The sequence below is a fragment of the Planotetraspora sp. A-T 1434 genome (assembly GCF_025420585.1).
Classification (GTDB): domain Bacteria; phylum Actinomycetota; class Actinomycetes; order Streptosporangiales; family Streptosporangiaceae; genus JAOEGB01.
Window position 1 is genome coordinate 210,459 of the sequence record NZ_JAOEGB010000002.1, and the last position, 13,544, is coordinate 224,002.

At 70.6% G+C, this 13,544-nt stretch carries 14 protein-coding genes; 8 read left to right on the forward strand and 6 right to left on the reverse strand.

Translation table 11 applies throughout. The annotated features are described in order from the left end of the window. Positions 1–70: 70 nt before the first annotated feature. The 3 genes from N5079_RS04310 (at position 71) to N5079_RS04320 (ending at position 3,119) form a co-directional block, all read left to right on the forward strand. Positions 71–1,558 (forward strand): glycerol-3-phosphate dehydrogenase/oxidase, encoded by a 1,488-nt coding sequence (locus N5079_RS04310; RefSeq protein WP_261582072.1) that lies wholly within the window; start codon positions 71–73, stop codon positions 1,556–1,558. A 224-nt stretch (positions 1,559–1,782) separates the two neighbouring features. After that, positions 1,783–2,688, forward strand: coding sequence for a sucrase ferredoxin (locus tag N5079_RS04315; RefSeq protein ID WP_261582073.1), 906 nt, complete (start codon positions 1,783–1,785; stop codon positions 2,686–2,688). Between the two features lie 116 nt (positions 2,689–2,804). Next, positions 2,805–3,119 carry a WhiB family transcriptional regulator gene (locus N5079_RS04320; protein ID WP_076434697.1) on the forward strand — a complete coding sequence of 105 codons (315 nt, stop codon included), beginning with the start codon at positions 2,805–2,807 and terminating at the stop codon, positions 3,117–3,119. Positions 3,120–3,223: 104 nt separating this feature from the next. Here the strand turns inward: N5079_RS04320 and N5079_RS04325 are convergent, their stop codons facing one another. The 5 genes from N5079_RS04325 to N5079_RS04345 all read right to left on the reverse strand — a co-directional run bounded on the left by N5079_RS04325 (position 3,224) and on the right by N5079_RS04345 (position 8,660). Beyond that, positions 3,224–3,892: a phosphoribosyltransferase gene (locus N5079_RS04325; RefSeq protein WP_261582074.1), complete on the reverse strand. Its 669-nt coding sequence runs from the start codon at positions 3,890–3,892 to the stop codon at positions 3,224–3,226. 36 nt (positions 3,893–3,928) lie between these two features. Beyond that, positions 3,929–5,035, reverse strand: a complete 1,107-nt coding sequence (gene rsgA / locus N5079_RS04330) for a ribosome small subunit-dependent GTPase A (protein ID WP_261582075.1) — start codon at positions 5,033–5,035, stop codon at positions 3,929–3,931. A gap of 183 nt (positions 5,036–5,218) precedes the next feature. Continuing rightward, on the reverse strand, positions 5,219–6,478 hold the full coding sequence (gene glyA / locus N5079_RS04335) for a serine hydroxymethyltransferase (RefSeq protein ID WP_261582076.1): 1,260 nt from the start codon (positions 6,476–6,478) through the stop codon (positions 5,219–5,221). A 192-nt stretch (positions 6,479–6,670) separates the two neighbouring features. After that, complete coding sequence (locus N5079_RS04340) at positions 6,671–7,615, reverse strand: YihY/virulence factor BrkB family protein (protein ID WP_261582077.1); 945 nt, start codon at positions 7,613–7,615, stop codon at positions 6,671–6,673. A gap of 238 nt (positions 7,616–7,853) precedes the next feature. Then, on the reverse strand, positions 7,854–8,660 hold the full coding sequence (locus tag N5079_RS04345; protein WP_261582079.1) for a TIGR03084 family metal-binding protein: 807 nt from the start codon (positions 8,658–8,660) through the stop codon (positions 7,854–7,856). 292 nt (positions 8,661–8,952) lie between these two features. Here N5079_RS04345 and N5079_RS35455 point away from each other — a divergent pair, with 292 nt between their 5' ends. From N5079_RS35455 to N5079_RS04365, 5 genes are all read left to right on the forward strand, one after another. Continuing rightward, complete coding sequence (locus N5079_RS35455; protein ID WP_370020233.1) at positions 8,953–9,036, forward strand: putative leader peptide; 84 nt, start codon at positions 8,953–8,955, stop codon at positions 9,034–9,036. A 149-nt stretch (positions 9,037–9,185) separates the two neighbouring features. Further along, a complete protein-coding gene (locus N5079_RS04350; protein ID WP_261582080.1) occupies positions 9,186–10,868 on the forward strand; it encodes a nitrite/sulfite reductase in 1,683 nt (560 codons plus the stop codon). Beyond that, positions 10,865–11,017 (forward strand): Insertion element protein, encoded by a 153-nt coding sequence (locus tag N5079_RS04355; protein ID WP_076434694.1) that lies wholly within the window; start codon positions 10,865–10,867, stop codon positions 11,015–11,017. Before N5079_RS04350 ends, N5079_RS04355 begins: the two co-directional genes overlap by 4 nt. 44 nt (positions 11,018–11,061) lie before the next feature. Further along, positions 11,062–11,790, forward strand: coding sequence for a phosphoadenylyl-sulfate reductase (locus N5079_RS04360; RefSeq protein WP_261582081.1), 729 nt, complete (start codon positions 11,062–11,064; stop codon positions 11,788–11,790). A 126-nt stretch (positions 11,791–11,916) separates the two neighbouring features. Continuing rightward, positions 11,917–12,669 (forward strand): sirohydrochlorin chelatase, encoded by a 753-nt coding sequence (locus tag N5079_RS04365; RefSeq protein ID WP_261582280.1) that lies wholly within the window; start codon positions 11,917–11,919, stop codon positions 12,667–12,669. Between the two features lie 4 nt (positions 12,670–12,673). On the opposite strand, the gene N5079_RS04370 is transcribed toward N5079_RS04365, so the two are convergent. Further along, the gene (locus N5079_RS04370; protein WP_261582082.1) at positions 12,674–13,543 is read right to left on the reverse strand and encodes a hypothetical protein; all 870 of its coding nucleotides are present in this window, start codon (positions 13,541–13,543) and stop codon (positions 12,674–12,676) included. Position 13,544 lies beyond the last annotated feature (1 nt).

The window sequence follows — 13,544 nt, forward strand, 5'->3', positions numbered from 1 at the left end:
GTCGGAGTTTCCACGGCCAGCACGCCTCCAGGTAGGTTACTCAAGAGTAATGGGCGATTCTGGAAACGGCATGAACTCTTCTCTGAACGCCGGACGCCGCGCCCGCGAGCTTCGCGAGGTTCGTGATGTCGTGGTGGACGTGCTCGTCGTCGGCTTGGGCGCGACGGGCGCGGGAGCGGCCCTCGACGCGGCCTCCCGGGGCCTGTCCGTCGCCGCCGTCGACGCCCACGACCTCGCCTTCGGGACGTCCCGGTGGAGCTCCAAGCTGATCCACGGGGGCCTGCGCTACCTCGCCAAGGGGCAGGTCGGCGTGGCACACGAGAGCGCCGCCGAGCGCGGCATCCTGCTCCGCCGCACCGCTCCGCACCTGGTCAGCGCCCAGCCGTACCTGCTGCCCCTCACGCCCTCCGTCACGCCCGCGCAGGCGGCGACGGTCATGGCCGGTTACCGGCTGGGCGACGCGCTGAGAGCCGGCGCCGGAACACCACGGCCCACCCTGCCCGGCCCGTCCCGCGTCACCCCGGAACGCGCGCTCGCCCTCGTGCCGTCACTCCGCCCGTACGGCCTGCGCGGCGCGCTGCTGTCGTGGGACGGCCGGGTCGTGGACGACGCCCGGCTGGTGGTGGCCGTCGCCCGCACGGCCGCCGCCCACGGAGCCAGGATCCTCACCAGGTGCCGGGCGCTCTCCCTGTCCGAAGACGGGGCCCAGGTGCGCGACGAGCTGACCGGGGCCGAGTTCGGCATCAGGGCGCGGGCGGTCGTCAACGCGACGGGGGTGTGGGCCGGGCAACTCGTCCCCTCGGTCCGGCTCCGGCCGTCCCGCGGCACCCATCTCGTGCTCCGGCCGGGCGCCCTCGGCGGGCCGCGGGCGGGGATGCACGTGCCGATCCCCGGCGAGCGGAACCGCTTCGCGCTCGTCCTGCCACAGGCCGACGGGCGGATCTACGTGGGCCTGACGGACGAGCCCCTGGAGGGGGCCGTGCCCGACGTGCCGGAGGCGCCGGAAGCCGACGTGGCGTTCCTCCTCGACGTGCTCGGCTCGGTGCTGGCCGAGCCGGTGCGACGGGAGGAGGTGGCCGGGGCCTTCGCCGGGCTGCGGCCCCTGATCGACGCCGGAGACGGGCGGACCGCCGACGTCTCCCGCAGGCACGCGGTCCTCCGGTCGGGCGGTGTCGTGACCGTCGTCGGCGGCAAGCTCACGACCTACCGCCGGATGGCCGAGGACGCCGTCGACGCGGCCTGCCCGCACGCCCGCCCCAGCCGTACGGCCCGGCTCCCCCTCGTGGGGGCAACGACGAGTGCCGTGAACGCGCCCCGCCGGCTGGTGGAGCGCTACGGTGCGGAGGCCGAGGCCGTACAGGACCTGATGCGGGAGGATCCGGCGCTGGCGGAGCCGGTTGCGCTGGGCGTCACCCGGGCGGAGCTGGTGTGGGCGGTCCGCCACGAGGGCGCGCTGGACGCCGGGGACCTGCTCGACCGGCGGACCAGGATCGGGCTCGTCCCCGAGGACCGCGCGGCCGCGCTCCCCGCCGCGGAGGCCGCCCTGGCGGCGCCGTGAAGGCTTCGTCACGGCAGGCGACGCCGGAACGGGCGCGACGCCGCCGACACGAGCGCGCCGCTGGGGCCCCTGGTCGCGCTCCCACCGTGCCGTGATCATGCTCGATCCCGCCGTGATCAAGCTTTGATCGTGCCGTGAGCCGCCGGCGGGGACCCTGATCGCGCGTCGCTTGACTCCATTGGCTAAGGTAAGTCTTACCTAATTACGCGAGGAGGCGGGACCGAATGGCCAACGGCTGTGACCATCTCGCCGCCTGCCACACCGGGGAGGCGCCGATCCTCGCGAGCGCGACGGTCGGCGCGCGGTTCTGGCTGCTCGTCGAGCATTCCGGCCCCTGGGCCGCCTACCTCGACCAGTCCCGGCTTCCGGACGAGGTGCACGCGCTGATCGACCGCGCGACCGCGCTCGGGATCCGGCCCCAGCTGATCCGCCGCCCCGGCCACCGCCGGGACCACGGGGGGCCGCTGCACGTCTTCGTGGCCTCCGCGACCGGCGATGATCCGTGGCTGGCCGAGGGCTTCTTCGAGCGCCCGGACGATCTTGACCTGGCCTCGGTGATGCGCGGAGTGGTTCCGGAGTCCTGCATACTGGTGAACGAGCCGATGTTTCTGGTCTGCACGCACGGCAAGCGCAATGCGTGCTGCGCCCGCCTCGGCCTTCCGCTGGCCCGGTTCCTTGGTGAGAACCTTCCCGGCGAGGTGTGGGAAACCACACATGTCGGCGGCGATCGATACGCCGCTAACCTCGTATGCTTGCCACACGGGCTTTACTACGGCAGCATGTCTCAGGCTGCTGCGATCGCGGCGGCAAACGCGTACCGGCACGGCGAGGTCGTCCTCGACCGTTTCCGGGGACGCGCGGGTATCCCTGAGCCACTGCAAGCCGCCGAGCATTTCGTCCGGTCCCACACCGGCGAGCTCTCGGTCGGCGGGGTGGCCGTGGAATCCTCCCGGTCGGAAAGCGACACCACGGTGTGCATTGTGCGATGCATGTCACAGCGTGGAACGTCGCGATTTCGGGTAGTGGTAGAACCCGCGGTGCTCACGGCGCCGTGTGGTACAACCTGTGCCGAAGAGATCTCGACCTACAGGTTGGCCGAGTTGAGGCAGCTCAGCCCGGCTTTGACCTGAAGGGCTCCCCTGGGAGCCGGGAACACCACGGCCGATCCCGGCGTTGGATCGAGGGACGCCACAAGCGTCCAAAGCGGCACAAACACTGAAATACCTCTCACCAAAGGTGGTTTCTCATGTCTCAGGTACGTCGGCAGCTCGCCCGCCCGCGCCCCAGCTGGGGTTGGCAGGATGATGCCGCGTGCCGGGGAGAGGACCTTGTGCTGTTCTTCGGTCCTGACGGTGAGCGTCAGCCGGAGCGCGACATCCGGGAGCGCAAGGCCAAGGCCATCTGCGCTCAGTGTCCAGTGCGGGCCGAGTGCCTCGACTACGCCCTTTCCCGGCCCGAGAAGTACGGGACCTGGGGCGGCCTGAACGAGGACGAGCGGGCCTCCGAGCGTCGTCGCCGCATGCGCCGCGCGGCGAGCGCCGGCATCAGCGCAGTCGCCTGAGCTGGCTTCCCCCTTCCCCGACACGTTTCAGCAGGCCGTAGGGTGTTCCGCATGCCGATCATGGCAGCGGGACACCCTTCTGGTCGTGGCCCCCTGGCCCTTTGTCATGGTCCCCTGGCTCTCCCGGTGAGCAGGTCGAGGACGTCCTCGTCGGAGAGCTGATCGAACAGTTCGTACCACTGCCCGACCGCCCGGAAACCCCACGGCGTCGCCAGGACGACCATGTCGGTGGCCTCGCGCCTGAGGGCTTCGACGGTGTCGGCCGCGGCCACCGGCACCGCCAGCGTCACCGTGCCGCTTCCCTCCTGCCGTCCCCGGACGGCTCTCAGCGCCGCCCTCGCGGTGCCCCCCGTCGCCAGGCCGTCGTCCACGATGATCACGTTCCGGCCGGTGAGCTCCGGCAGCGGCCGATCCCCCCGGTAGACCTTCACCCGCCTGGCCAGCTCCCGCCGCTCGCGCTCGACCGTCGGCGCGAGGTCGTCCGGCTCCAGGCCGAGCTTGTCCAGCAGGTCGCGGTCGAACACCGGCTCGCCGCCCTCGGCGATGGCCCCCACGCCGAGCTCCGGCTGGCCCGGACAGCCGATCTTCCTCGTGACGAGCACGTCGAGCGGCGTGTCAAGCCTCTCCGAGACGGGCACGGCGACCGCCACACCGCCGCGCGGCAACGCCAGCACCACCGGGTCCCTCGGCCGCATGCCGTACAGGACCTCGGCGAGTAGTGTTCCCGCCTCCGTTCTGTCGATGAACGGCAGCCGGACCCGCCTCGGTTTCACAAAACCGTCATACCCGGCATAAGCCGCCGGGGATCCTCACGGGCGAGATCTACCCCGCATCTGCTTGTGGATGATCTTCCACTTGCGGGTCGCCTCGCTGCGCAGGCGGGCGTCGGTGCGGCGGGCCATCCAGGCGGCCTCGCGCTGGAGCTTGTTCCAGCTCTCCAGCCGCCGCTCCGGCAACTCGCCCGACTCGATCGCGGCCTGTACGGCGCAGCCGGGCTCGTCCCCATGAGCGCAGTCGGAGAACCGGCAGCCCTCGGCGAGTTCCTCGATGTCGGAGAAGACCAGGTCGACTCCGTCGCTCATCTCGTACAGGCCCACCCGGCGGATTCCGGGGGTGTCGATGATGAGCCCGCCACCCGGCAGCGGGATGAGCTCCCGATGGACGGTCGTGTGCCTGCCCCGCCCGTCGGCCGCCCTGACCTGCTGGGTCTCCATTACGCCGTCCCCGGCGAGCGCGTTGACCAGAGTGGACTTCCCGGCGCCTGACGGGCCGAGCACGACGGCGGTCTTCGCGCCGCCCAGGTAGCCGCGGACGAGGTCCACGCCCTCGCCGGTGAGCGAGCAGACCGGATGGACGTCCACCGCGGGCACGGCGGACGCCACGTCGGCGAGCAGGTCGTCGAGGCCCTGGTCAAACAGGTCGGCCTTGGTGACGAGCACGACCGGCTGACCGCCGCTCTCCCAGGCCAGCGCCACGAGGCGCTCGATTCGGCCGAGATCGGCGAAGTCGGTGGAGTGCATCGACGGCTCGGCCACGAACACGATGTCGACGTTGGCCGCCAGGACCTGGCCCTGCCCGTCGCCGGACAGGCCGCCCGTGGAATGGCGGCTGACCCCTCCCCGGACGAACGCGGTTCGCCGGGGAAGCACCTCGTCGAGCTCGTAGCGGCCCTCGGGGAGCCAGGTCAGCGCCACCCAGTCGCCCACGCAGGGCAGGGCGACCGGGTCGGCGGCGGAGGCCCGGCGGATGCGGGAGCCGTACCGGGCCTGGTGCTGGCCGTCGGCCGCGATGACCTCCGCGGCGCCCCGGTCGACCCGGGCCACGCGGGCGGGAACGGTGCCGGCCGGAAGCTCGGCGTCGAGGTCCAGGCCGGCCAGGAAATGCTGCCAGCCGAGAAGAGAAAGATCGAAAGACATTGCGGTGAGACACCCTTCGGAAACCGGGTGCCTCGGCGCGGTCTAGGCGGACACCCGGGAGTTGACGGACGGCGTGGTCGTCAGAAAGACCCGCATAGTCGTCACCTCCCGGATTCCGTGGCCGCCTCCTCAAGCGGCGACGCTCGAACAGTAGCGCACGCCGCCCTCACCCCCGCAACCCAATTACGAGAGGCCCGGCGCGGGGAACTTGGCGGTGAGCTCGCTGACCTCGTGGTGCACCCGGGTGATGACGTCCTCGGCGTCGCCCTTGGCCACGGCGGTGACGACCTCGTCGATCCAGGCGCCGATCTGCCGCATCTCGGCCTCGCCCATGCCGCGCGACGTGACCGACGGGGTGCCGATCCGGATCCCGGACGGGTCGAACGGCTTGCGCGGGTCGAACGGCACGGTGTTGTAGTTGGTCTCCAGCCCGGCCCGGTCGAGGGCCTGCGCGGCGGGCTTGCCACCGATCCCCTTGGGGGTCAGGTCCATCAGGATCAGGTGGTTGTCCGTGCCCCCGGAGACCAGGTCGAAGCCGCGGCCGGCCAGTTCCTCGGCGAGGGCCTGCGCGTTCTTCACGACCTGCGCGGCGTACGCCTTGAAGTCGGGCTGGGCCGCCTCGTGCAGGGCCACGGCGATGGCGGCGGTCGTGTGGTTGTGCGGGCCGCCCTGGAGTCCGGGGAAGACGGCCTTGTTCAGGGCCGTCGCGTGCTCGTCCGAGGTGGCCATCAGCATCGCGCCGCGCGGGCCGCGCAGCGTCTTGTGCGTGGTGGTGGAGATCACGTCGGCGTGGCCGACCGGCGACGGGTGGGCCCCGCCGGCGACGAGACCGGCGATGTGGGCGATGTCGGCCGCCAGCACGGCCCCGACCTCGCGGGCGATCTCCGCGAACGCCGGGAAGTCGATCGTGCGCGGGATCGCAGTGCCGCCGCAGAAGATCAGCTTGGGCCGGTGCTCCAGCGCCAGCGAGCGGACCTCGTCCATGTCGATGCGGCCGGTGTCCTTGCGCACGCCGTACCGGACCGCGTTGAACCACTTGCCGGTGGCCGAGACGGACCAGCCATGGGTGAGGTGGCCGCCGAACGGCAGGCCCATCCCGAGCACGGTGTCCCCCGGGTTGAGGAACGCCATGTAGATCGCGAGGTTGGCCGGCGAGCCCGAGTACGGCTGGACGTTGGCGTGGTTCACGCCGAACACCGACTTGGCCCGCTCGACGGCGAGGGTCTCGATCTGGTCGATGACCTGCTGGCCCTCGTAGTAGCGCTTGCCGGGGTAGCCCTCGGAGTACTTGTTGGTGAGCACGGTCCCGGTCGCCTCGAGCACGGCGCGGGAGACGTAGTTCTCCGAGGCGATCAGCTTGACGGTGTCGGCCTGCCGCCGCTCCTCCGCCCTGATGAGCTCGGCGATCTCGGGATCGACGACGTTCAGCGAGTTCTCGGCCATTGGCGCCTTCCTTGTCCACGTCGACTGCGGCGGCGACCCAGGCGCACGGCCTCCGCGAGTTCGCTCCCCGGTGGTGACCCACCTAGCGGCGCGCCCGTGGGCACGCCAGCGCCAGTCGCGACCACCCCACTTTATCGGAGGCTTCCCCGGGAGCCGTCCCGCCCGATCTCGACTGAAAACCGGGAACCCTGATCAGGAACGGGGACGTGCCGTGCCGTTCAGCGGCCAGAGGCGGTCGACCTCCGCGTTCAGGGTCGCGCCGATGAGCACGGCCAGCGCGGTGATGTAGAGCCAGAGCAGCACGGCGATGGGGGCGGCGAGCGAGCCGTAGATGGACAGCGGCGTGAACCAGGCGGCCAGGACCTCGCGGAGGACGGCGGCGCACAGGATCCAGATGATGAGCGCGAGCACGGCTCCCGGGGTCTCGCGCCACCAGCGGGTCCGGTGCGGCACGCTCACGTGGTAGAGCAGCGTGAGCATGAGCACCGACCCCAGGATGACCACGGGCCAGTAGAAGACCGCGACGAGCACGCCGTACCGGGACAGCGCGTTGGAGAGCAGGGTCGGCCCGATCACCAGGATCGGCATGACGACGAGGCCGATCACCAGCGCCGCGACGTACAGCGCGAACGACATGACCCGGGTGCGGATGATCCCCCGCGTCTCCCCCAGGCCGTACGCGATGGAGATCAGGTCCACGTAGACGAACAGCGCCCGCGACCCCGACCACAGCGACAGCAGGAAGCCGACGGAGATGAGCGAGGCCTGCCCGCCGCTCAGGACGTCGTTGAGGAGAGGCTTGACCACCCTGTCCACCGTGTTGCCGGTGAACAGCAGCTCCGACTGGTCGAGGACCCACTGCTTGACCTCGAGGACGTTGTTCTGGCCCAGCAGGCCGCTCAGGTGGCCCATGACGCCGAGCAGCCCCAGCACGAACGGCGGCAGCGACAGGAGCGCGAAGAAGGCGGCCTCGCCGGCGAGCCCGGTGACGCGGTAGTTGACGCCCGCCAGAGTGGTGGCCTTGGCCAGCTCCCACGCGCTCGTCTGCTGCACCGCGCTCATGCGGGCCCGGGCGCGGGCCATCCCGCGGCGCGAGTCATGCCTCCGCCTGCGCGTCGAAGCGTCCGTGGACGTCATGGCACCCAACCGTATTCGCACAGTCAAGGTGTCTGCGCAGAACGCGATCATGACACAAACACCGAATTGTCAGGATTTGAGAACTACCCGCTGACGGGCCGGATAGTACGGACCGGCCGGACCGGACCTCTGCCGGATCTCCGCTCGATCGCCGCCGGATCCTCGCCGCCGTCGTATGACGCTCAGAATAGGGGCGGGCACGCGTAAAAGGAGCACGCTGAACGAACGGCCGGAACCCCTATCCGGCGAGGGCCGGGGCGTGGCCGGGAGCGCGGCCCTTCCCCGGAGGACCCGCGAACGCCTGGGCGACCTCCATCCAGGCGTCCGCCGTCTCGCCGGCCACCTCCAGGGTGGTGTCGTGCCGGTGACAGCGCTGTGTGACGAGCAGGCAGAAGTCGAGGGCCGGGCCGCGCACGACGTCGGGCACGCCGATCGGCCCCGCGGCCCACACGGTCCCGCCGGGCAGAGTCAGCTCGACGCGCACGGGGCCGGCCGGGATCGGCAGGCCGCGCATCGCGAAGCCGTACGGCATGGCCCGCACGCCGAGGGTCGCCACGTGGCGGAGCCGGACGGTCGGCACGCGGACTACGCCGAGCGCGTCCGCGACGTCCTGCCCGTGCGCCCACGTCTCCATCAGGCGGGCCGTGACGAACGACGCCGCCGACATGTCCGGCCCGTACCACGGCAGCCGGTCCTTCGCGTCCAGCCCCGCCAGCGCCTCGGTCATGCGGGCGCGGGCGGCGCCGAACCAGTCGAGGACCTGCCGCGGGGCGAGGCCGCGGGAGGCGAGGACGAGTTCGTGGACCGCGCCGTCACCGCGGGCGAGCAGGGCGTCACGGGCGGAGCGGAAGCCCTCCGGATCGGCCGCGGCACCGGTCGCGGCGTCGTCGAACCAGGCCAGGTGACTGATCTGGTCTCGTACGGCCCAGCCCTCGGCGGGGGTCGGCAGCTCCCAGCCGGCCGGGTCGAGAGATTCGATCACGGTGATGAGCTCAGCCGTCTCGGCCCGGAGGTCGGCGATCAGTTCGGACATGGTAACGCCCATGACATCTCCCGGTGACGTACGGCTCACGCCAGCGTAACCGAGGGAGAACAATAGGTACATGATCTGCGCAGCGTGCAAAGACCGCAGGCACGAGGACTGCCGTGGGGGCTCGTGGTGCGACTGCCAGCACCAGGAGCCCCCGGAGGGACGCCACCCCGAGCCGCCGGAGAACTGGATCCGCCAGGGGTAGGCGCCGCGGGTCAGGCCCGCCGAAAGCGTGAACGGCCGATTACAGTCCCGAATCCTGGACGCGAACTTGGACATCCAGGTTCTCCGGGGTATCGTTTGGGACATGCCAGCGGACCCATTGCTCGTCGTGCGACGCCACGTCGACCTTCTGCGTGTCCGTAGTGCCATCTGTATCGACGCCAGCTGATCGCCGCCCTCCGCTGTTGAGATCGGGCGCGTGACAGGCGTCTTTTCTTTGCCCCCACACTCGACGAAGAGGTGGGAGGCCGCCTGCGCAGCGCGTCCCGAGCCGTAGACCGATCCTCAGAAGACCGATCCTCGGAAAAGGACGTGCCCATGAGCACCCCGGCCCGCCCGGCGAATCGCCACCACAAGCGCCCGCGCGGCGAGGGCCAGTGGGCTCTCGGTTACCGTGAGCCGCTGAACAAGAACGAGGAGAACAAGAAGAACGACGACGGGCTCAACGTCCGTCAGCGGATCATCGACGTCTACTCCAAGCGCGGTTTCGACTCGATCGACCCGGCCGACCTGCGCGGCCGGTTCCGCTGGCTCGGGCTGTACACCCAGCGCAAGCCCGGGATCGACGGCGGCAAGACCGCCATCCTGGAGCCCGAGGAGCTCGACGACCGCTACTTCATGCTCCGCGTGCGCATCGACGGCGGCCAGCTCAGCCTGGAGCAGCTCCGGGTGATCGCCGACATCTCCAACGAGTACGCCAGGGGCACCGCCGACATCACCGACCGGCAGAACATCCAGCTCCACTGGATCGAGGTGGAGGCCGTCCCCGACATCTGGGAGCGGCTGGAGGCGGTCGGCCTGTCCACCACGGAGGCCTGCGGCGACACCCCTCGTGTCGTGCTCGGCTGCCCTCTGGCCGGGATCGACGCGGACGAGGTGATCGACGGCACCCGGCAGATCCACGACATCACCGAGCGGTACATCGGCGACAAGGCGTTCTCGAACCTGCCGCGCAAGTTCAAGTCGGCGGTCAGCGGCTGCCCGGCGCACTGCACCGTCCACGAGATCAACGACGTGGCGTTCGTGGGCGTCGTCAACGAGCGGGGCGAGCAGGGCTTCGACGTCTGGGTGGGCGGCGGCCTGTCGACCAACCCGATGTTCGGCAAGCGGCTGGGCGCCTTCGTGCGGCCCGACCAGGTCCACGAGGTGTGGGCGGGGATCTGCGGGGTGTTCCGCGACTACGGCTACCGCCGCCTGCGCCACCGTGCCCGGATCAAGTTCCTGGTCGGCGACTGGGGCGCCGGGAAGTTCCGCCAGGTGCTCGAGACCGAATATCTGAAGTACACACTGCCCGACGGCCCGGCTCCGGAGCAGCCGCGGGGCGGCCGGCGCGACCACGTCGGCGTCTACCCGCAGAAGGACGGCAACTTCTATGTCGGCTTCGCGCCCAAGGTGGGCCGGGTCGACGGCGACAAGCTGCACCAGATCGCCGACATCGCCGAGCGCCACGGCTCGACCCGGGTGCGGACCACCGTCGAGCAGAAGATGGTCGTCCTCGACGTCGCGCCCGACCAGGTCGACTCGATCGTCAGGGAGCTGGAGGCGGCCGACCTGCGGGTCACCCCCTCGACGTTCCGCCGCCAGACGATGGCCTGCACCGGCATCGAGTTCTGCAAGCTCGCGATCGTCGAGACCAAGGCCACCGCGTCCGACCTGATCGACGAGCTGGAGAAGCGGCTCCCCGGCTTCACCGACCCGCTGACCATCAACGTCAACGGCTGCCCGAACTCCTGCGCCCGCATCCAGGTCGCCGACATCGGGCTCAAGGGCCAGCTCGTCGTCGACGACAAGGGCGAGCAGGTCGAGGGCTTCCAGATCCACCTCGGCGGCTCGATCGGGCTCAACCCGACCTTCGGCCGCAAGGTCCGGGGGCTGAAGGCCACCGCCGCGGAGCTCCCCGACTACGTGGAGCGGGTCGTGCGCAACTTCGAGAAGCAGAAGAACGAGGGCGAGACCTTCAGCGAGTGGGTCCAGCGCGCCGACGAGGCAGACCTGAAATGAGCGAGCGCGCGGCGCCGTTCTACTGCCCCTACTGCGGCGAGGAAGACCTGGAGCCCTATGTCACCGAGGAGGAGAGCCACGGATGGTACTGCCGCTCCTGCGCCCGCGCCTTCCGGGTGAAGTTCCTCGGCCTGGGCGTCCGTTCCTGAACCACTTAATCCATGATCCGTTGATTGACGTGTGAGGAGTAGCAATGACCCTGGTGGAGATAGAGGCCAATCTGGACCGGCAGCGGGCGACGCTCGACCTGCAGAGCATCGTCGAGTCCGCGGCGGAGTTCCTGGAGGACGCGCCCGCCCGCGAGATCATCCGCTGGGCGGCGGCCACGTTCGGCGACCGCCTCTGTCTCACCTCCTCGATGAGCGACGCGCTGCTGATCGACCTGGTCAGCCGGGTGAAGCCGGGCGTTGACGTGCTCTTCATCGACACCGGCTACCACTTCGCCGAGACCATCGGCACCCGCGACGCCGTCCAGCAGGTCTACGACGTCAACGTCATCAACATCACGCCGTCCAGGACGGTCGCCGAGCAGGAGCGCGACCTCGGGCCCCGCCTGTTCGGCCGCAACCCCGACCTGTGCTGCTACCTGCGCAAGGTCGAGCCGCTCAACCGGGCGCTCGAGCCGTACCTCGCCTGGATCTCCGGGATCCGCCGCGACGAGTCCCCGACCAGGACGAACACCAAGGTCGTGGAGTGGGACGCCAAGCGCCAGATGGTCAAGGTGAACCCGATCGCGCGGTGGACCCAGGAGGAGGTCGACAACTACATCGCGGACAACGGGGTGCTGATCAACCCGTTGCACTACGACAACTACCCGTCGATCGGCTGCGCTCCCTGCACCCGCCAGGTGGCCCCCGGCGAGGACCCGAGGAGCGGCCGCTGGTCCGGCCTCGGCAAGATCGAGTGCGGCATCCACCTCTGAGCCACCCCTCCGCCGTGATCATGCACAGGTTCCCGGGAACGGCCTCCGACCTGCCCCACCCTTCGCCGTGATCATGCATAAGTTCCCGTCCGCACCCGACGACCAGGCAGAAGTCCATCCGTGATCATGCAGAGCCGTACCGCTGACAACCCGCCGCTCATCGCGGTGGCGCACGGGTCCCGCGATCCGCGCGCCGCCGCGACGGTGGAGGAGCTCCTGCATGCCGTACGGCTGACGCGCCCGGATCTCGACGTCCGGACGGCGTACCTGGACCACGCGCCGCCCACCCTCGCCCGTGCCCTGGCCGGGCTGGATGAGGCCGTCGTCCTTCCCCTGCTGCTCACGGCGGCCTACCACAGCCGCGTGGACATCCCCGGCGCGCTGCGTGAGGCGTCCGCCCGCAACCCCAGGCTCCGCGTCCACCGGGGCGAGACCCTGGGGCCGCACCCGCTGCTCGTCACGGCCCTCGAACGCCGCCTCGCCGAGGCCGGGGTCACTATCGGCGCGCCGGACACCGCCGTGGTCCTCGTCTCCGCCGGTTCGAGCGACCGCCGGGCCAACGCCGTCATCGCCCGCATGGCCCGGCAATGGGCCCGGTCACGCCCCTGGTGGTCGGTGACCGCCGCGTACGCCTCCGCCGCCGCCCCGTCCCCCGAGGACGAGGTCGTACGGCTCAGGCGCGCTGGGGCCTCCCACGTGGTCGTCGCGCCCTACCTGCTGGCGCCCGGTCACTTCGCCGACAAGGTCGAGCGCGACAGCCTGAAGGCCGGAGCCGACGTGGTGGCCGGAGTCCTCGGCCCGGCGCCCGAACTCGTCACGATCCTGGTCGAACGGTACGCGCAGGCCGTACACCGCTCGCCGGACGTGGCGACGGCCTGAACGGTCACTCGGTGAAGGGGTCGCCGCCGTCCGGCGGCACGTAGAGGGTCTCGCTCGGATTCTGCGACTCCTCGGCGAACGGATTGCCGACGGAGGCGCCTTCGCACTCTGACGACAGGACATCCTGCCCGTTGGGCTTGTGGATCACGATGTCCTTGGTGCAACTGCGAGGCGTCGGCGGCAACATTGAGGACTCGACAGGGTCACTCGATCCAAACTCCATCTCGGTGACGGCGACATTCCACCGCACCGCGTACGGCTTGGCCCCCGCGGCGACCGACTCCACCTCGGCCATGTTCAGGGGCCGCTGGAAGGTCCGTACCGAACGTGGAAGGTCCGAGGCGGCCACCACGAGCACGTCCACCGTGTTCGTTCCCGGACGCGGATGCTCCCCGTCCTCGCCGAACAATCTGTACCCGGTGCGGGACGCGTCCGTCCCACGGCACGGGCCGCTGGCGGCGGGGACGCCGTTGATCCAGACAAGCACGTACAAGGGTGCCGGACAGCCCACTTCGAGCCCCATCGCCTTCTGCCCGCCCTCGAACGGCAGCCGCTGCTTGACGCCGCCCTCCCTGTAGCCGGCGTGGGCGAGCACCTTGGTCACCGTGTATTCCCCGGGCCTCCACGTGGGGGACGGCTGGGCCATGACGGCGGACCAGATGTCGTCCGGCGCCCGGGTGGTGACCGTGTGGGGCGTGACGAGGAGGCCAGTGGTGGCCAGTCCGGCCGCGAGAACGGCGCCGGCGGAGGCGAGCCGACGCCGCCGGATGCGCTGGACCCGGCGGTTCACGTCGGCGACCGTCACGCCCCTGGCGAGGCCGTCGTCGCTGTCACAGGCGAGGAGATCGCGAAGTTCGGTTTCGGTGATGGGCATC